The 19,205-nt window shown below is 47.1% G+C and carries 12 protein-coding genes and 3 rRNA genes; 14 read left to right on the top strand and 1 reads right to left on the bottom strand.

Annotated elements, in window-relative coordinates:
* Nucleotides 1-188 precede the first annotated feature (188 nt).
* From rbsD to EFA47_RS12045, 10 genes are all read left to right on the top strand, one after another.
* Nucleotides 189-632: a D-ribose pyranase gene (gene rbsD / locus EFA47_RS12090; RefSeq protein WP_164689992.1), complete on the top strand. Its 444-nt coding sequence runs from the start codon at nucleotides 189-191 to the stop codon at nucleotides 630-632.
* The gene (locus EFA47_RS12085) at nucleotides 629-1,663 is read left to right on the top strand and encodes an alcohol dehydrogenase catalytic domain-containing protein (protein WP_122643510.1); all 1,035 of its coding nucleotides are present in this window, start codon (nucleotides 629-631) and stop codon (nucleotides 1,661-1,663) included. The genes rbsD and EFA47_RS12085 overlap by 4 nt, the downstream gene beginning before the upstream one ends.
* A 17-nt stretch (nucleotides 1,664-1,680) precedes the next feature.
* Nucleotides 1,681-2,559 carry a class II fructose-bisphosphate aldolase gene (locus EFA47_RS12080; RefSeq protein WP_122643509.1) on the top strand — a complete coding sequence of 293 codons (879 nt, stop codon included), beginning with the start codon at nucleotides 1,681-1,683 and terminating at the stop codon, nucleotides 2,557-2,559.
* A gap of 79 nt (nucleotides 2,560-2,638) precedes the next feature.
* Entirely contained in the window at nucleotides 2,639-4,015 is a 1,377-nt protein-coding gene (locus tag EFA47_RS12075; RefSeq protein ID WP_164689991.1) for an MFS transporter, read from the top strand.
* A gap of 47 nt (nucleotides 4,016-4,062) precedes the next feature.
* Entirely contained in the window at nucleotides 4,063-5,508 is a 1,446-nt protein-coding gene (locus EFA47_RS12070) for an FGGY-family carbohydrate kinase (RefSeq protein WP_164689990.1), read from the top strand.
* 225 nt (nucleotides 5,509-5,733) lie between these two features.
* The gene (locus EFA47_RS12065) at nucleotides 5,734-6,114 is read left to right on the top strand and encodes a GntR family transcriptional regulator (RefSeq protein ID WP_122643506.1); all 381 of its coding nucleotides are present in this window, start codon (nucleotides 5,734-5,736) and stop codon (nucleotides 6,112-6,114) included.
* Nucleotides 6,115-6,142: 28 nt separating this feature from the next.
* Nucleotides 6,143-8,587, top strand: coding sequence for an ATP-dependent Clp protease ATP-binding subunit (locus EFA47_RS12060; protein WP_122643505.1), 2,445 nt, complete (start codon nucleotides 6,143-6,145; stop codon nucleotides 8,585-8,587).
* A gap of 74 nt (nucleotides 8,588-8,661) precedes the next feature.
* The gene (locus EFA47_RS12055) at nucleotides 8,662-9,075 is read left to right on the top strand and encodes an endosialidase (protein WP_122643504.1); all 414 of its coding nucleotides are present in this window, start codon (nucleotides 8,662-8,664) and stop codon (nucleotides 9,073-9,075) included.
* A 350-nt stretch (nucleotides 9,076-9,425) separates the two neighbouring features.
* The gene (gene radA, locus EFA47_RS12050; RefSeq protein WP_122643503.1) at nucleotides 9,426-10,778 is read left to right on the top strand and encodes a DNA repair protein RadA; all 1,353 of its coding nucleotides are present in this window, start codon (nucleotides 9,426-9,428) and stop codon (nucleotides 10,776-10,778) included.
* An 18-nt stretch (nucleotides 10,779-10,796) separates the two neighbouring features.
* Complete coding sequence (locus tag EFA47_RS12045; protein WP_122643502.1) at nucleotides 10,797-11,384, top strand: DUF1349 domain-containing protein; 588 nt, start codon at nucleotides 10,797-10,799, stop codon at nucleotides 11,382-11,384.
* Here the strand turns inward: EFA47_RS12045 and EFA47_RS12040 are convergent, their stop codons facing one another.
* Nucleotides 11,385-12,239, bottom strand: a complete 855-nt coding sequence (locus EFA47_RS12040) for a YitT family protein (RefSeq protein ID WP_122643501.1) — start codon at nucleotides 12,237-12,239, stop codon at nucleotides 11,385-11,387.
* Nucleotides 12,240-13,281: 1,042 nt separating this feature from the next.
* On the opposite strand from EFA47_RS12040, the gene EFA47_RS12035 reads away from it, so the two are divergent.
* The 4 genes from EFA47_RS12035 to EFA47_RS12020 all read left to right on the top strand — a co-directional run bounded on the left by EFA47_RS12035 (nucleotide 13,282) and on the right by EFA47_RS12020 (nucleotide 19,149).
* A 16S ribosomal RNA gene (locus tag EFA47_RS12035) occupies nucleotides 13,282-14,814 on the top strand.
* Nucleotides 14,815-14,934: 120 nt separating this feature from the next.
* Nucleotides 14,935-15,052, top strand: a 5S ribosomal RNA gene (gene rrf, locus EFA47_RS12030).
* A gap of 261 nt (nucleotides 15,053-15,313) precedes the next feature.
* Nucleotides 15,314-18,210: ribosomal RNA gene (locus tag EFA47_RS12025) — 23S ribosomal RNA — on the top strand.
* The 16S, 23S and 5S rRNA genes sit together here, the layout of an rRNA operon.
* A 261-nt stretch (nucleotides 18,211-18,471) precedes the next feature.
* The gene (locus tag EFA47_RS12020; RefSeq protein WP_122643500.1) at nucleotides 18,472-19,149 is read left to right on the top strand and encodes a hypothetical protein; all 678 of its coding nucleotides are present in this window, start codon (nucleotides 18,472-18,474) and stop codon (nucleotides 19,147-19,149) included.
* The last annotated feature ends 56 nt before the right edge of the window (nucleotides 19,150-19,205 follow it).

Genomic DNA, 19,205 nt, shown 5'->3' with positions numbered 1-19,205 from the left:
TATAGACCCTCGCGGCAGTCGCCAAATGGACATGTAAACAGGTCCGCCTGGCTCATTGCCCGCGGGAATAAAAATATCTTATTAAATTAAAAAAAAGATACAATAATAATACAAATTGAAAATATTTGTATTGAAATCGTAAAAAATATATGATACAATACAAATACAAAATAAAAAGGAGGAGATACATGAAAAAGACTGGAATTATAAACCCGGAATTAATCCGTGAATTAACAGGCCTTGGCCATTTTGACAGCTTTGTAATCTGCGATATGGGATTTCCGGTTCCACGGGATGGGATAAAGATAGATTTAACGCTTGTCGAAGGCCAACCAAGATTTCTTCCAGTATTAAAAGCCTGCCTGGGGGAAGTAGTTGTGCAGGAGATGGTTCTGCTTGATGGAATAAAAGAGGCCAACAAGGAATTACACGGACATATTCTGGACATGGTACATAATCAGGAAATTTATTATGTGAGCCTGCCTCAGTTTAGGGAAAAGGCGAGAGAGGCAAAGTTTTATATACGGACGGGTGAGACAATGCCATGCTCCAACATACTTCTCGTGTCGGCATCAGGAGTGCGGGAACGGGTTGACAAATACAATATAGCAATTAAGGAGGAGAAGCTGTGAAAGCATTAGTGTATGAAGCACCAGGGAAGGGGAGCATTACAGACATCCCTATGCCTGTATGTGGGGATGACGATGTGATTATAAAGATCGAATCCTGCGGCATTTGTAAGTGGTCAGAATTGGCCCATAATTCTACGGGGACAAGCTTGGCAAAATATCCCTGCACACCAGGGCATGAATTTGCAGGGACAGTATATGAAAAAGGGAAAAATGTGACACAGGTGGAGAGAGGGGATGCTGTAACTGCCGATAATGCCAGTAATTGTGGGGACTGTTATTACTGCCGGAATGACGAATCTCTGTACTGTGAAAATTTTGCTTCCATAGGGCATAACCTGCAGGGTGGCTTTGCGGAATATGTGAAGGTCAAGAAAGACAAAATATTTAAAATCCCTTCAAATCTTTCATTTGATGAGGCGACAGTTGCTGAACCAGTTGCCTGCGCTATTCACTGTATGGATGTACTGGATATTAAAACAGGGGAAAATATCCTGGTGTTGGGAGTAGGCCCTCATGGATTAATACTGGGCCAGCTATGCCACTATTCCAATGCACAGAGAGCAGTGACCATAGGAGGCCTGGATAGTAAGCTGCAGATTCTGAAAGAAAATGGAGTGCCCGTTATTAAGATGGAGAGAAAAGATTACAAAATCCACGAGGAAGCTATCCGCCGGGAGTTTCCCCATGGGGTAGATGCCATTGTGGATACGACAGGGTATTGGCCCCTGGTGCAGAGTGTATTCAAATTCTTGAAAAAGGGCGGAAGGTTTATACAATATGGAAGCTATCATTCTGCAGAAGATTTTGTGATACCGCCAAGTTGGTTCAACGAGATACATTACAATGAACAAAAATATATCGGAGTTTCCTGCCAGACATTCTGTTTTGACCGTGCGCTGGATTACATGGCAAGCGGGAAGGTAAAAGTGGATAAATTTATCACACATAAATTCAGCCTGGATGAATATTTTGAGGCATTGGAAGTAAACAGGACAGACAGAGAAGCGATTAAAGTGATTATTAACCCATAGATAAAGGAGGAAGCAGTATGCTTGTAACATTGACAGAAATTCTAAGAGAGACAAGGGTAAAAAAATATGCGGTGGGCGCGTTTAATGCCACAGATTATCTGCTTGCAGAGACGGTAATCAAGGCCGCTGAGGAGGAAAATGTACCAGTGATAATGATGGTTCCGACCCCAGCTTTTAAGGTAAAGCAGACCCCTTACCTGATGCAGTTCATACTAGACAGAGCCAGGAAGGCAAGCGTGCCTGTCTGCATGCACTTGGATCACGGCAAAGATTTTGATATTGTGATGCAGGCCATCCATTATGGCTGCTCCTCTGTCATGTTTGATGGATCCCTCTTATCCATGGAGGAGAATATCAGCAGGACAAAAGAGATTGTCAAAATAGCACATGGCTGCGGCGTGAGCGTGGAGGCTGAAATCGGGCATGTGCCAGGTTCAAAAAATACCCCGGCTACAGGTGCACCTGATGAAAGTATGTATACAAACCCTGAGGATGCAGTACGTTTTGTGGAGGAAACAAAGGTGGACGCCCTGGCCGTCTCTATAGGTACAGTACATGGCAAGTTTGTGGGCACGCCAAAGCTGGATTTTGACAGATTGGAGAAAATTCGGGGAATGGTCGACGTACCTCTTGTGCTGCACGGCGGTTCTGGACTTTCCGACGAGGATTTCAGAAAGTGTATTGAGCTTGGAATCAGCAAGATTAATTTCTTTACCGGACTCGCAATGGCAATATCAAAAGCAGCCTACGATGCCATGGAAGAATCCAAAGGGAATATTATGTGGCCTGAGATTTCTCCTGTCGCAGAGCAGGCAGGAATTGACGCCACGAAAGAGCAGTTCAGGATCTTTAACACACAGCCGCTGGGTTTAACGCCTCCAAAAGGAAATCTATGATACATATTCTTTCGGGCAGGCCGTAGAAAAAGCTGCAGATTAAAATTCAACTTATTGAGAAATGAGAAAGGGGCATACTATGGAAAAAGTAAAACAAACGTTAGAGGCTGCCAATATCAGGCTTTCTTGGAGAGAGAGATTCAGCTACGGGGCAGCCGATGTATATGGGACATTGTTCGGGAACTTTCTTTCTACATTTATTTTATATTATTATACGGATATACTTGGAATCAGCGCAGCATTAGCTGCCAATATCTTTCTCGTATGTAACCTTGTAGATGCGTTTACTGCCATATCCGCAGGCCCGATTGCTGATAAAGTCAGGACTAAATGGGGTACGTACAGGCCCTTCTGCCTTTTTGGGGCCATTCCCCAGGCGATTGCGCTGGTGCTTTGTTTTACAAAAATCCAGGCTGGGGAGGGAACAAAAGTTATCTGGGCGATGGCTACATATTTACTTGTCAACGTGTGCTATGCTTTTATCAATACAGCGTACAGTACCCTCTGTTCAGCTATGTCCACCAATGTAAATGAAAGGGGCGTGCTGAACGTATTCAAAATTGGCGGTTCTGCAACAGGTTCCCTTGTTGTATCGCTGCTGGCGCTTCCTCTGGTTACCGCTATTGGGGCTGGAAACGAAGCAAGGGGTTATCAGGGGGCTGCAGCTGTAATGGGGATTTTGTCAGCAATTATGTTGTTAATCGCATTCTTTGGGACAAAAGAGCGTGTGGTCGTGGAAAAGACAGAGAAAGTCAGTGTAATTGCAAGTTTTAAAATGGTGTTGAAGAATAAGCCCTGTATTCTTATGATTTTCTTGCTGATGTTTATTGCATGGACATTTAATTTCCGGTTCGCGGTAGTCATGTATTATTGTAAGTATTATCTGGGAAATGAAGGTCTGCTGACGGGGTTTAACAGCCTGGTATCTCTGGTTGGCATACCTGCGATTATTCCAATTCCAGGACTTTATAAAAAGCTTGGCAAGAAGAATACAATGATTCTGGTGGCTGTGCTCACAATCATAAATGGTATTGTATTTTTAATTGCCCAGCAAAACTATTACTTAGTTGCATTCGGATTTATTTTATTCGGCATTACCTTGAACGCCTCTTTTTCAGTTGTTTGGGGGATGATTCCAGACACAATCGAATATGGAGAGTGGAAAACCGGCGTCCGTGCACCTGGGGCCGTAGTGTCCGCCTGTGCTTTCGCACGGAAAATTGCGATTGCAGTGGCAACATGGTCTGTGGGGCAGGCTCTGGCTATTATAAACTATTCTGCTGAGCTTCAGGTACAGTCTGCGGCAACAAATACAGGTATTTACTATTTAAATGCAGTTCCCCTTATTATCGGTGGAATCCTGATGTTGGTCGTGATTCTTCCATATAATCTGACACAGGAAAAATTCGAGAATATTTTAAAGGAGATCGATGCAAGAAAGGCCGGAGCAAAGTAGGGGGCATCTGACGGCTTATGGCGCCTGCCGGAGAAAGGAAGGGGATTATGAAAGAATGTATCATGGTTGTGGATTTTGGCACATCCAATGCCAGGACGAACCTTGTTAATATCAAAGACGGGAAAATTGAGGCGGGGTTTAGCAAACCTGTATTTTATAACAGTCCCCAGAAGGATTTCCATGAGATACAGGCAGATGATTACTGGCTGGCGTCTGTTGAGACTACTGGGAAAATAATGAGTTCCCTTGATAAAGAATGCCATATAGCAGGACTTGTATTTTCTTACATTGGAGACAGTCTGATTCCCACTGACAGTCAGGGGAATGCAACCTACCCCATGCTGGCCTCCTTCGATCTGCGGGCCAGAAATGATATGTCACTCTATACGGAAGTACTTGGAACCAGAGAGTTCGAAAAAATAAGCGGCTGCCCTCTGACTCCCAGGAATACTGGTGTAAAAATACATTGGCTGAAGAAGCATATGCCCCATGTGGCAGAAAAAACAGCTTATTATCTGACATTGCAGCAATATGTCAATATGAAACTGGGACTGGGCCCGGTCAGTGATTATTCTGTGGCTAACAGGAAACTAATGTTGGATGTCAGGACCCGGAAGTGGTCGGACAGGCTGTTAGACCTGATAGAAAGCAGTACACAGGAGATGGGGCCGGCTGTCACGGGGGGAGATAAGTGTATTGGGGAAATAACATCATATGGAGATGTGAGACTGCCATATAAGATCCCTGTTTTTCCGGGGGGCCATGATTCGGCAGTGGGTTTCCTGGGACTGGGTTTAAATAGCGGTGAAGATGGGATTCTGGGGAATGTAGGCGGTACATTTGACCATTATGGCTTCTTAAGGCCTGAGTACCAGGATACTTTATCCATTGCAGATGTCCAGACAGTGGCAGGCCCGGTCAGTGATAGTTATGTCACAATAAAAGCCCATCCTGCAGGAAAAGACTTACTTTGGTTCATCCAACATATAGCAGGCCAAAAGGATATGGGGTTATTGGATCATTATTTTAGGAGAGCTGCATTTGATGGGCAGAATCCGGCATATTACACTACTGGCCTGGATACAGGAAATGGTTCTTTTATTTTTCTGAATAATCTGTCAGGAATCCAGGAAATTTTTGATACCCTTGTAGAAGGAATGACCTTTCTTTCCAAAGAGTATCTGGAGCTATTTGGTAAATTAAACCTGAACTTCCAAACTGTAAGAGTCGGAGGCGGAAGCGGAAAGGCCGACCCATGGCTGCAGCTCAAGGCAAATGCCTTTGGATGCAGGACTGAAAAAGTAAGGAATCTGGAGGTGTCTTCTGTAGGGGCGGCTATCATTGGAGCCGTAGGACTTGGGATATGCAGTCTCCAGGAAGCGTTTGGCAATATGGTAACAATAGAAAGAAGCTTTGAGCCTGATAAGGAGATTCATAGCTTATATCAGGAGAAATATAGAAAATGGAAAGAACTCTGCAGGAAACTGCAGTAGGGATAGAAAAAGGAAAATACCGCAGAATGGCTGGATATTAGCTGCTCTGCGGTATTTTTTCACAAGAATTTAAAATAGGCTGTCCATAGAATGCAGACAATCATACCTTATTGAACTACTAATGTTCAATAAGTATATATTCGTATATCATTTGTGCCAAATCCGGGGTTGCAGCAGAGGGGGAGTTGTGCTAACATATGTATAACAACGAAAGCAGGTGATACTATGCTGATAGAGATTGATTTTAATAGCGATGAGGCTATTTATATCCAACTCCGCAACCAGATTATTATGGGGATTGCGACTTCCAGCATCCACGAGGGGGACTCGCTTCCTTCTGTGAGGCAGCTGGCGGATACTGTGGGAGTAAATATGCATACAGTAAATAAGGCTTATAGTGTTTTAAAGCAGGAGGGGTTTGTCCGTCTGGACAGAAGGCGCGGGGCGATTATAGCCCTTGACATTGATAAAATTAAGGCCTTGGAAGAGATGCGCCAGAATCTTCTTATTTTGCTGGCAAAGGGAAGGTGTAAGAATATTTCCAGGGAGGAAGTGCATAATCTGGTGGATGAAATATTTAATGAATATGAGTCTTATATTGAATAGACGGCAGAATTGCTGACAGGAGGAGAACATGCAGAATTATTACACAAAGCAGGCAGAACGTGCCATCAAATATGCAGGGACAATGGCAAAGAAGCTGCAGCACCCATATATAGGGACGGAGCACCTTTTGCTTGGCCTTTGTAAGGAATATACAGGGGTAGCCGGCCAGATACTGGCCATGAACGGTGTGGATGAGGAAAAGATTATCCAGCTGATGGATGAACTTATAACCCCAGAGGGCGAAATACTTATAAAGGAGCGGCCAAATGAGAGTCCGCGCCTTAGGTACCTGCTGGGAAACAGTGAGAAGGAGGCGGCACACCTTCATACAAAGGATGTGGGGACAGAGCATCTCCTTATGGCGATGATCCATGACGTAGATTGTGTCGCCACAAGAATACTGATAACACTAAATATAAATCTGCAGAAAATTTTGCAGGATATCCTAAATGCTGTTGGGATAGATCCAAAAGAATATCAAGAAGAAATCCAGGAAGAATCTAAGGGCAAGAATGCGGCGGCGGAACAGTTTTGTACAGATTTAACAGCAGAGGCGGCAGCGGGACACCTGGATCCTGTAGTGGGAAGAGAGGAAGAAATTTACAGGCTGATGCAGGTGCTTAGCCGCAGGACTAAGAATAACCCCTGCCTGGTTGGAGAGCCTGGGGTTGGCAAGACGGCGATTATTGAGGGATTGGCGGCAAGGATTTCCCTCGGGGCCGTGCCGGAAAATATGAAGGGGAAGAAGATCTATACCTTGGATCTTCCCGGGTTGATTGCGGGTTCCAAATACCGTGGGGAATTTGAGGAGCGCATGAAAGGGTTGATTGCTGATGTTAAGGCCAGCGGCAATATTATTTTGTTTTTAGATGAGCTTCACACAATGATAGGTGCAGGGGGCGCAGAGGGGGCGATTGATGCCTCCAGTATTTTGAAGCCGGCCCTGGCCCGGGGGGAAATGCAGCTTATCGGGGCAACCACCATTGCAGAATACCGCAAATATATTGAAAAGGATGCGGCCTTGGAGAGAAGGTTCCAGCCAATTACAGTGGAGGAACCTACACAGGAGCAGTCAATGGAGATATTGTCAGGACTTAAGGGGAGATATGAGCTGCACCACAAGGTATCTATCAGTGAAGAGGCGCTGAAGGCGGCAGTACAGCTTTCAGAAAGGTATATTAATGATCGGAATCTGCCAGACAAGGCCATTGATGTCCTGGATGAGGCTTGTTCCAGGGTGAATATGCGTGGATATAAAGTGCCTGCTAATTTGGAAGAGATGGAGAATAGCCTAAAAGAGCTTATCAGGCAGAAAGAGGCAAGCATTAAAGAAGGAGATTTTGCACAGACTTCCCTTCTCCATGCAAAGCAAAAAGAAGTGGAGGGCCGTCTGGCTTCAGTGAGAAAGCGGTTTGAGAGGAAGTCAGCCTTTCAGTGTCCGGAAGTGACAGGAAGTGATATTGCGGATGTGGTATCAGCCTGGACAAAAGTACCCGTTAAAAAGCTGGCGGAGAGCGACACAGACAGGCTTAAGAAGCTGGAACAGGTGCTGCATCACAGGGTAATTGGCCAGGAGGAGGCCGTCAGTGCTGTGGCCAGGGCGGTCAAAAGAGGCCGTGTTGGCTTAAAAGATCCCAGGCGCCCCATTGGTTCCTTCCTTTTCCTGGGACCTACAGGCGTAGGGAAGACAGAGCTGTCCAAGGCCTTGGCAGAGGCTTTGTTTGGCAATGAAGAAGCCATGATAAGGGTGGATATGTCAGAATATATGGAAAAGCACTCAGTGTCTAAAATGATTGGGTCTCCTCCGGGATATGTGGGACATGAGGAGGGCGGGCAGCTCAGTGATCAGGTACGGACCCATCCATATTCAGTGATTTTATTTGACGAGGTAGAGAAGGCCCATCCAGATGTGTTCAATATTTTGCTTCAGGTTCTGGACGACGGGCATATTACTGATTCCCAGGGACGGAAGGTGGATTTTTGTAATACCGTAATTATTATGACTTCCAATGCCGGGGCCAAGGCAATTGTAGAGCCTAAGAAGCTGGGATTTGCCGCCAAGGAGGATCCGGCAGATGATTACCGGCGGATGAAACAGAACGTGATGGATGAGGTTAAAATGATATTCCGCCCAGAATTTTTGAATAGGATAGACGATATTATTGTATTCCATTTATTGGACGGCACACATATGAAAAAAATCGTGACTCTTTTGTGCAGGGAGTTTACGAAGCGTGTTAAATCCCAGATGGATATTACGCTGTCTATCCGTGATTCTGCGAAAAAGCATATTGTAGAAAAAGGTACGGATGCAAAATATGGTGCCCGCCCCCTGCGCCGTGCTATGCAGACAGAGCTGGAGGATAAGCTGGCTGAAGCTATACTAAACGGGGATATAAAAGAAGGGGATATAGTGGAGGCAGGAGTCTCTAAAAAAGAAATTAAATTTTACACAAAGAATATAAATGAGTAGAAAATAGAACAAAATTATTATATAATACAGACAGGACAATTTAAGAAACTGATATACCTAGGAGGACAATTAAAATGGCAGCAGTAAAAGAACTATTACGTGCAGAGGGAGACGGGACACTCAGCTTTGGAGATTATACTCTGGCATCTAAGACAAAATTGGATAATTTCGAATTTGAAGGTGATATTTATAAAGTTAAGACATTTAAAGAAATTACCAAGCTGGAGAAGAACGGCATGTTTGTATACGAGTCAGTGCCGGGAAGCACTGTGGAGAATTTCCAGGCCACAGACACGAAGGTAGCGTTTTATGTATCTGCCCCCGAGGACGTACAGTTCACTTTGGAGCTGGAACCGGATAGTGAATACGAGGTATTCATTGATGAAGTATCCTCCGGAAAGATGGCAACCAATTTAAGCGGCAAATTAAGTGTCAGCATAGAACTGAGTGCAGGTGAGAGAGCACTGGTGAAAGTGGTAAAGTGCTAAGGCATGTTTGATAATTGCTGTGCCTAATCAGGCCGGGGATTTTGCAAGCACCCTTGGGCATGTCGGCCTGTATGTAAGAAGAATGGCAGAAAAGAGACAGGAATAGAAGGCCTGTCTCTTTTTGAGTATTAAGGCTGTGGGAGTGAGGGTAAAGTGACGCTGAATTTGATGTGGTTATAGAAAAATATAAGGAATTTACTGTAAAGCAGCGTGATCCAGGGCAGAAAAATAAAAAGATAAGGTTTGGAGAGAGAATTGTGTGACGATGGAGTGCAAAGGGGACAGACCCCTTTGCAAAAGGGACAGACCCCTTTGTACTCCTTTTAAATTTCAAACTGGGAAGGAGCAGTATGGCTAAGGGTAAGAAAAGTGTATTCTTCTGCCAGAATTGTGGGCATGAAGAGTCAAAATGGCTGGGGCAGTGCCCGGCCTGTAAGGAATGGAATAGTTTTGTGGAGGAGAAGATAAGCACTGCGAAAAGCATTACGGCCAAAAGTAGCCGGGATGTAGAGGTGGTGACTTTGTCGGAGGTGAATGCAGATGACCATGCCAGGATTCTGACTGGGATCGGTGAGCTTGACAGGGTACTGGGCGGAGGGATTGTCCCGGGTTCTCTGGTTCTGGTAGGGGGAGATCCGGGAATTGGGAAATCTACACTTTTGCTGCAGGTCTGCCAAAGCCTTTCCAGGGACAGGAGGCTTTTATATATCTCTGGTGAGGAATCACTGGCCCAAATTAAATTGAGGGCAAACAGAATGGGAGAATTCAAAGAAAACCTAAAGCTGTTGTGTGAGACTAATCTGGAGATGATACGTACAGTGATTGAAAACCAGAAGCCAGAACTTGTAATTATTGATTCTATACAGACTATGTACAGTGAAGATGTGGCCTCGGCGCCAGGAAGCGTTTCCCAGGTAAGGGAATCTACAAATATTTTTATGCAGCTGGCTAAAGGCCTGGGGATTTCTATTTTTATTGTGGGACATGTAACTAAAGAAGGAACAGTGGCCGGACCTCGTGTGCTAGAGCATATGGTAGATACTGTGCTTTATTTTGAGGGGGATAGGCATGCCTCGTACAGGATTTTAAGAGGGGTGAAAAATAGATTTGGCTCCACAAATGAGATTGGTGTATTTGAAATGAGGCAGTCCGGACTTGCCGAGGTAGAAAATCCATCAGAATATATGCTGAGTGGAAAACCCGAGAATGCCTCTGGGTCTGTCGTGGCCTGTTCTTTAGAAGGCACCAGGCCCATCCTCATAGAAATCCAGGCCCTTGTGTGCCAGAGTAATTTCGGGATGCCCAGGCGGACAGCAGCGGGTACAGACTATAACAGGGTGAACCTGCTGATGGCGGTTTTGGAAAAACGCATAGGACTGCCATTTTCTAACTATGACGCTTACGTCAATATTGCCGGTGGAATTAAAATGAATGAACCTGCCATAGATCTTGGGATAGTATTGGCATTAGTATCTAGTTATAAGAACAGGCCCATTGATGAGAAACTGCTTGTTTTTGGGGAAGTAGGGTTAAGCGGAGAGGTGAGGGCAGTCAGTATGCCTGAGCAAAGAGCTGCCGAAGCCAGAAAATTAGGATTTGAAACCTGTGTGGTTCCGGCAGTATCGAAAGACATGGTAAAGGATATAAAAGGGATTAAAGTCATAGGGGTCAAGACTATAAATGATGCAATGAATCTTATATAAAAATAGGAAGGATACAATATGGAATTTACAGAGAAAAATACGTTTTGGGTACATAGACCAGAGGAGTTTTGCTTTGCCCATGGGACAGTTAGTATTACCACAGAGCCGGGAACAGATTATTGGCAGAGGACATATTATGGGTTTCGAAACGATAATGCCCCTACCCTGCTTGTCAAAACAGGAGAACCATATTTCTCATTTACGGTAAAGACTCAGTTTGACAGCAGCCACCGTTTTGACCAATGTGGCGTTATCCTCTATCAGGACAGTGAGAATTGGATTAAAGCATCTATAGAATATGAAAATGAGGAGTTTCAAAGACTGGGGAGTGTGGTGACTAACCAAGGATACTCGGACTGGGCCACAACAGATATTCCGTCAGGCTGTAAGGCCATGTACTATAGGCTGAGCAGGAGGGAGAGTGATTTCCTTATAGAAAACTCTTATGATGGGGTTTTGTTTAAACAGATGAGGATCGCCCATCTTTTTCAGGGCGCAGGCATCATAAATGTAGGTATTTATGCCTGCAGTCCCGAAAAATCATCCTTTCACGCATTGTTTTCAGAAATGAAGTTTACAGAATGCCAATGGAGGGAGCATCAATAATTATTTGTATAATTTTTGTGAGGAGAAACCCCGCCCTTTGACTTCATTGACATGGCTGATAATGATAAATGCGCGGGAATCTATATCCATTACAAGCTTGTTTAGCCGTACCAGCTCTCGGTTTGAGATTATAGTAAGGATAATGGGTTGTTTTACGTTCAAGTAACCTGTCTCTGCCTGGAGAAATGTAGTCCCCCGGTCCAGATGTTTTTGAATTGCCTGGTTAATAGATTCATATTTTTCACTGATTATTTTTACTTGTGTCTGGGAGGTGCCCATCATAAGGAATTTGTCAAGTATTACTGAGTAAATCAGTACAAGGATAATTCCGTAAATTGTTTGTTCTGCATTAGAAAATGTGATCTGGAGTACAAGGATTGTACAATCGAAAGCATAGAGCATGGCAGAAACAGACAGTCCCCATTTTTTATTTAATACCAATGGAGGGATATCCATGCCGCCAGTAGAGGCGCCTGCATGAATTACAAGGCCAATTGCAAAACCAATCATGATTCCCCCACAGATTGTGGAGAGCATCCTGTCATCAGTCAGATGTCCTAGAATAGAAAACTCCTGGAAAATTCCAAGAATAAAGGGATAATAGAATGTGCTGACCAGGGTTGTCAGAGCAAAACGTTTTCCCAGAACAGCGGCCCCAAGGAGAAACATAATAAAATTGAAACAAAAGACAAATGTGGATATAGGGATCTGTAGGTAGTGGTTGAATGTCAGGGCAAGTCCTGTGGTGCCCCCGGTAATCATTCCGTTTGGCAGAATAAACATTGTAACTGCCAATGCATATATGGTATTGCCCAGCAGTACATAAAAGATATTCTTGAGATTTGTAAATGACATATGTTTTCCTCCTGAAATTATCATGTTTTGAGATTGTATAATGCTTCTAAATTAGCAGGCTATCAAGTTACTAAAGTAAAGTAAAGACGCGGGCAAGGAATCTGCCCGCGTCTTATATATGTTCTTTCCTTTATTTTGTAAATAAGCTGTAACTGAACAGCCTGAAAAACTGAAAACATAACTTTTCCACCCCGCTGAATACATTATCATAATGTGGGGAGGAAGTAAAGGGTGGTATAATATTTAAAATACATTTTGGAAATAATGCTATATAATCTGTCTGGCGCTTTGGCATCCATCTGCCTGTCAGGACATTTATTTCCGCCAGTAACGAGCCAAGCGGACATGTTTACATGTCTATTTGGCGACTGCCGGGAGGGCCTAATACCCCGATGCTTGCGTCGCTGCTAGTTTGATGCTCCGTATGTTTGCATCGGGGTCTTTGACTTAGAGGGCAGCCTTATGAATATTGGCTGTGATTGAAATAGATGCTGTAAAACTGTGGGAGGAAAAACGCGCTAAAATTGTATAAATTAAATGAATAAAATAAAAAATATAAAAATTATTGACAATTATGCGGCGCGATGGTAGAATAAAAATCCGTCAAGGGAAAATGTTTGATAAGTACAGACATTAGCAGGTAGTCTAAAAAATCAAGCAGTACCTACAATGTTTATCAATTTGTAGAAACAAGATAAAAAATTGGAAATATTTGTAAAAATAGCCTTGACAAAATGACAAGAAAGATGCTAATATATCAAAGCTGACTCGCGGGAGGCAGCCAGGGGTTTGGAAGGGAACTAAAAAAGTTCTTGACAGAGGACAAAGCCTGTGATATTATATAGCAGTTGCCTGCGGCAGAGGCTGAGGGCAAGGCAGGGACCTTGATAACTGAACAATAGACAACAGACCTTGAAAATTTCAGAAGAGAGAAATTCAGAAGGACAGCATCGAGAGATGCACCCACCACTGGGGAGGCCCAGTGGGAAAAGTAAACGGGAAAGAATTAGCTGGAGTTAATTCTGGACTGGATGCAGACGCTTATAACGAGAGTTTGATCCTGGCTCAGGATGAACGCTGGCGGCGTGCTTAACACATGCAAGTCGAGCGGAGCGCCGCGCACGGAACCCACGGGGGAAGGGCGCGGTGTCTTAGCGGCGGACGGGTGAGTAACGCGTGGGCAACCTGCCCCATACCGGGGGATAACAGCCAGAAATGGCTGCTAATACCGCATAAGGCCGCGGCGGCGCATGCCGCAGCGGCAAAAACTCCGGTGGTATGGGATGGGCCCGCGTCTGATTAGCTAGTTGGCGGGGCAACGGCCCACCAAGGCGACGATCAGTAGCCGGCCTGAGAGGGCGGACGGCCACATTGGGACTGAGACACGGCCCAAACTCCTACGGGAGGCAGCAGTGGGGAATATTGCACAATGGGGGGAACCCTGATGCAGCGACGCCGCGTGAAGGATGAAGTATTTCGGTACGTAAACTTCTATCAGCAGGGAAGAAAATGACGGTACCTGACTAAGAAGCCCCGGCTAACTACGTGCCAGCAGCCGCGGTAATACGTAGGGGGCAAGCGTTATCCGGATTTACTGGGTGTAAAGGGAGCGTAGACGGGCCAGCAAGTCTGATGTGAAAACCCGGGGCCCAACCCCGGGAGTGCATTGGAAACTGCGGGCCTGGAGTGCCGGAGAGGTAAGCGGAATTCCTAGTGTAGCGGTGAAATGCGTAGATATTAGGAGGAACACCAGTGGCGAAGGCGGCTTACTGGACGGTAACTGACGTTGAGGCTCGAAAGCGTGGGGAGCAAACAGGATTAGATACCCTGGTAGTCCACGCCGTAAACGATGACTACTAGGTGTCGGGGAGCAAAGCTGCCCGGTGCCGCAGCCAACGCAATAAGTAGTCCACCTGGGGAGTACGTTCGCAAGAATGAAACTCAAAGGAATTGACGGGGACCCGCACAAGCGGTGGAGCATGTGGTTTAATTCGAAGCAACGCGAAGAACCTTACCTGCCCTTGACATCCGGATGGCCGGCGAGCAATGTCGCCTTCTCTTCGGAGCATCCGAGACAGGTGGTGCATGGTTGTCGTCAGCTCGTGTCGTGAGATGTTGGGTTAAGTCCCGCAACGAGCGCAACCCTTACCCTTAGTAGCCAGCACAAAAAAGGTGGGCACTCTAGGGGGACTGCCAGGGAGAACCTGGAGGAAGGTGGGGATGACGTCAAATCATCATGCCCCTTATGGGCAGGGCTACACACGTGCTACAATGGCGTAAACAAAGGGAGGCGAGGCCGCGAGGCGGAGCAAACCCCAAAAATAACGTCCCAGTTCGGATTGTAGCCTGCAACCCGGCTACATGAAGCTGGAATCGCTAGTAATCGCGGATCAGAATGCCGCGGTGAATACGTTCCCGGGTCTTGTACACACCGCCCGTCACACCATGGGAGTTGGCAACGCCCGAAGTCAGTGACCCAACCGGAAGGGGGGAGCTGCCGAAGGCGGGGCCGGTAACTGGGGTGAAGTCGTAACAAGGTAGCCGTATCGGAAGGTGCGGCTGGATCACCTCCTTTCTAAGGACGAGAGAAGTAGAGGGCCGTTGTCTATTGTTCAGTTATTAAGCAGAGCGCTTGGCGGGGCAGGGCCGGGTCAAGCGGGGGGCAAGGCAAGGAGGAAGCTTAATAACGAGGCATTTTGGCGGCGATGCGCTTGGGGGCAACACCCGTACCCATCCCGAACACGATGGTTAAGGCCCAAGCGGCCGATGGTACTGCACTGGCGACGGTGTGGGAGAGCAGGTGGCCGCCAAATAAAAAAAAGAGGGGCAGTGTTTACCAGCGACCAGGGCCCAGGAAAGATCCTGGGGCGTGGTGGCTGATAAAGCAGCCAGGAATGTACCTTGAAAACTGCATACAAAGTAAGAGAAGATAGACAAAGAAGATATCAAGACATCCGAGGCCATGCCCGAAGGGGCATGGGAGTCCTGAAGAAAACAGGCGTAAAAAAAATTGACCTAATGCCAACCCATGCCACGCTAGGCATGAGTGGCCGTGGGAGTCCCACGGCGGGGGTGGGTATGCTGATAAGGGCATATGGCGGATGCCTAGGCACTAAGAGCCGATGAAAGACGCGATAAGCTGCGAAAAGCTCCGGGGAGGGGCAAATACCCTGCGATCCGGAGGTGTCTGAATGGGGAAACCCACTGGGGGAGCCCCCCAGTATCCCTGGCCCAATCCATAAGCCAGGGAAGGGAACCCGGCGAACTGAAACATCTAAGTAGCCGGAGGAAGAGAAAACAACAGTGATTCCCAGAGTAGCGGCGAGCGAAATGGGAAGAGCCCAAACCGGGGCGCGAGCGCTCCGGGGTTCGGACCGCAAAGATGACCGACGAGCTTAGCAGAATGGCTTTGGGAAAGCCAGCCAGAGAGGGTGAAGGCCCCGTAAGCGAAAAGCAGGCCGGCAAGGCGGGATCCAGAGTACCACGGGACACGAGGAACCCTGTGGGAATGAGCGGGGACCACCCCGTAAGGCTAAATACTACTTAGTGACCGATAGCGCATAGTACTGTGAAGGAAAGGTGAAAAGGACCCCGGGAGGGGAGTGAAAGAGAACCTGAAACCATATGTCTACAAGCTGTGGGAGCGCACAGGAGGCGCGACCGCGTACTTTTTGTAGAACGGTCCGGCGAGTTGCGGCGGCTGGCGAGGTTAAGCGCGAGGAGCGCGGAGCCGAAGGGAAACCGAGCCTGAATAGGGCGCCAGAGTCGGCCGACGCAGACCCGAAACCGGGTGATCTATCCATGCCCAGGCTGAAGCCGCCGTAAAAGGCGGTGGAGGGCCGAACCCACATCCGTTGAAAAGGGTGGGGATGAGGCGTGGATAGGGGAGAAATTCCAATCGAACCCGGAGATAGCTGGTTCTCCCCGAAATAGCTTTAGGGCTAGCCCCAGGCAAGTCTTGCGGAGGTAGAGCACTGAATTTCCTAGGGGGCGTCAAAGCTTACCGAAGAATATCAAACTCCGAATGCCGCGTAGACGGTGCCAGGGAGTCAGACTGCCCGAGATAAGTTGGGCAGTCAAGAGGGAAAGAGCCCAGACCTGCGGCTAAGGCCCCAAAATGTGTGTTAAGTGGGAAAGGATGTGGGGTTTCGAAGACAGCTAGGATGTTGGCTCAGAAGCAGCCATGCATTAAAAGAGTGCGTAATAGCTCACTAGCCGAGAGGCCCTGCGCCGAAAATGTCCGGGGCTCAAACACACTGCCGAAGCCCAGGGGCTGAAGAGATTCAGCCGGTAGGGGAGCATTCTTAAGGCGGCGAAGCCAGGCCGGAAGGGTTGGTGGAGCGTTAAGAAGGGAGAATGCCGGAATGAGTAGCGAGAGGAAGGTGGGAATCCTTCCGGCCGAATATCCAAGGATTCCAGGGTAAAGCTGATCTGCCCTGGGTAAGTCGGGGCCTAAGGCGAGGCCGGGAGGCGTAGCCGATGGACAACAGGCAGAAATTCCTGTACCATGCCATGACAGAACTGTGGGGACGCAGGCGGCGGGGCACGACCCGGGGGAGGAGAACCCGGGGCAAGCGCAGGAGGCGCGCGCAAGGAAAAACCGGCGCGCAAGCCAAAGGCGTGAGGCGGAGCGAAGAGAGAGTAGCGAAGCGTGCAGGCCGGCTGCCAAGAAAAGCCGCTATGGCTCATGGCATGCCCGTACCGTAAACCGACACAGGTGGATGAGGAGAGGATCCTAAGGCCGACGGGAGAAGCATTGTTAAGGAACTCGGCAAAATGGCCCCGTAACTTAGGGAGAAGGGGTGCCTGGGGAGGCCCAGGCCGCAGAGAATTGGCCCAAGCAACTGTTTAGCAAAAACACAGGTCTATGCAAAACCGCAAGGTGAGGTATATGGGCTGACGCCTGCCCGGTGCTGGAAGGTTAAGGGGAGAGGTTAGCGCAAGCGAAGCTTTGAACTTAAGCCCCAGTAAACGGCGGCCGTAACTATAACGGTCCTAAGGTAGCGAAATTCCTTGTCGGGTAAGTTCCGACCCGCACGAAAGGCGTAATGATTTGGGCACTGTCTCAACAATGCACCCGGTGAAATTGAAATACCAGTGAAGATGCTGGTTACCCGCGCCAGGACGGAAAGACCCCATGGAGCTTTACTCCAGCTTGGCACTGGGATCCGGTATTGCATGTACAGGATAGGTGGGAGGCGAAGAGCCTGCGGCGCCAGCCGCAGGGGAGCCATTGTTGGGATACCACCCTTGCAGTATTGGGTTTCTAACCAACAGCCGTGAACCGGCTGGGGGACAATGCCAGGCGGGGAGTTTGACTGGGGCGGTCGCCTCCGAAAGGGTATCGGAGGCGCTCAAAGGTCCCCTCAGGATGGTTGGAAACCATCCGCAGAGTGCAAAGGCATAAGGGGGCTTGACTGCGACACCGACGGGTGGGGCAGGTACGAAAGTAGGACTTAGTGATCCGGTGGTATAAAGTGGGATTGCCATCGCTCAACGGATAAAAGCTACCCTGGGGATAACAGGCTTATCACTCCCAAGAGTTCACATCGACGGAGTGGTTTGGCACCTCGATGTCGGCTCATCGCATCCTGGGGCTGGAGTAGGTCCCAAGGGTTGGGCTGTTCGCCCATTAAAGCGGTACGCGAGCTGGGTTCAGAACGTCGTGAGACAGTTCGGTCCCTATCCGGCGCGGGCGTAGGATATCTGAGGGGAGCTGTCCTTAGTACGAGAGGACCGGGATGGACTGGCCGCTGGTGCACCTGTTGCCCTGCCAAGGGCATAGCAGGGCAGCCAAGCCGGGAAGGGATAAACGCTGAAGGCATCTAAGCGTGAAGCCCCCCCCAAGATAAGATGTCCCATGACGCAAAGTTGGTAAGACCCCTTGAAGACGACGAGGTAGATAGGGCAGGGGTGGAAGTGTGGCAACACATGGAGCTGGCTGCTACTAATAGGTCGAGGGCATAACCAAGGAAGGCAGTAGGGAAGGGTGTGCGTTACTTTGTATGCAGTTTTTAGGGCATATGCAGTGGGAGGAGACAGTACTGGCAGGGTATTGTCTTTTTTTGTCGGCTTGGGACGACAGGGGCCTTTAGGGCCTATTTTTTATATACAAATAATCTGTTACTCTTGACAAATTATGACGTTTTTTTCCAAAGGCTTATGTTAGAATACTTCACATGAATTGGTTTGGAGGACAAGCTGATTCGATTTAAATGAGGAGGAAAATGTCATGAATAAAAAGAGAGGGATACTGTTATTACTTTTGCTGGCACTGATAACGGCAATACTGGCCGGCTGTACAAAGGACTTTGATGCGAGTGGTTATACAAAGGCAGTTCTGGATGTTTCTTATAAAAATGAGATAGAGGATTACATAGAACTTACAAAATCATCAAGGGAAGAAGCAGAAACTATATTTTCTAAAAATATGGACGCCACAATGTCTGATTTTGAGGCTCTAAATTTATCTGACGAGTTGGAAAAAAGTTACAGGACACTTTTTGAGGATTTGGCAAAGAACGTAAAGTATTCTGTTGGGGAAGCCGTGAAAGATGAGGATGATAATTTTACAGTAAAAGTTTCTATTGAACCGATTACTTTATTTGATGATACATACGATGAGTTTCAGTCAAAAGCGCAGGAATATGCAGAAAATATGACAAATGATGTTATGAATGGGAAGGCTATGCCATCTGATGAAGAAATGCAGAATGAAATCTACAAGATATATTATGATATATTGAGAAGTTCTATGGATGAGGGGATTCAGTATGGAGAGGCCCAGACTGTTACAGTGCATGTGAAACAGAATGAGAACGATGTATACGGGATTCCTGATGAAGATATTATTAATATGGATGATGTTATGATATCTCAGGATGTATTGAGCAAGGGGGAAGACAAATAGAAATTTTTATATAGGTTTTTCTTTAGCTGGCCGGTATAATTTAAATACGCTGTAAA

Origin of the sequence: Luxibacter massiliensis, from assembly GCF_900604355.1 — a bacterium.
GTDB classification, from domain to species: domain Bacteria; phylum Bacillota; class Clostridia; order Lachnospirales; family Lachnospiraceae; genus Luxibacter; species Luxibacter massiliensis.
Note: the sequence above shows the minus strand (reverse complement) of the source record. Positions and strands in the feature narration are given on the sequence as shown.

Excerpts from the sequence above, each read along its gene's own strand:
- rbsD (WP_164689992.1), top strand. The coding sequence starts at position 189 with ATGAAAAAGACTGGAATTATAAACCCGGAATTAATCCGTGAATTAACA.
- EFA47_RS12080 (WP_122643509.1), top strand. The coding sequence starts at position 1,681 with ATGCTTGTAACATTGACAGAAATTCTAAGAGAGACAAGGGTAAAAAAA.
- EFA47_RS12075 (WP_164689991.1), top strand. The coding sequence starts at position 2,639 with ATGGAAAAAGTAAAACAAACGTTAGAGGCTGCCAATATCAGGCTTTCT.
- EFA47_RS12070 (WP_164689990.1), top strand. The coding sequence starts at position 4,063 with ATGAAAGAATGTATCATGGTTGTGGATTTTGGCACATCCAATGCCAGG.
- EFA47_RS12065 (WP_122643506.1), top strand. The coding sequence starts at position 5,734 with ATGCTGATAGAGATTGATTTTAATAGCGATGAGGCTATTTATATCCAA.
- EFA47_RS12060 (WP_122643505.1), top strand. The coding sequence starts at position 6,143 with ATGCAGAATTATTACACAAAGCAGGCAGAACGTGCCATCAAATATGCA.
- EFA47_RS12055 (WP_122643504.1), top strand. The coding sequence starts at position 8,662 with ATGGCAGCAGTAAAAGAACTATTACGTGCAGAGGGAGACGGGACACTC.
- radA (WP_122643503.1), top strand. The coding sequence starts at position 9,426 with ATGGCTAAGGGTAAGAAAAGTGTATTCTTCTGCCAGAATTGTGGGCAT.
- EFA47_RS12045 (WP_122643502.1), top strand. The coding sequence starts at position 10,797 with ATGGAATTTACAGAGAAAAATACGTTTTGGGTACATAGACCAGAGGAG.
- EFA47_RS12040 (WP_122643501.1), bottom strand. The coding sequence starts at position 12,239 with ATGTCATTTACAAATCTCAAGAATATCTTTTATGTACTGCTGGGCAAT.
- EFA47_RS12020 (WP_122643500.1), top strand. The coding sequence starts at position 18,472 with ATGAATAAAAAGAGAGGGATACTGTTATTACTTTTGCTGGCACTGATA.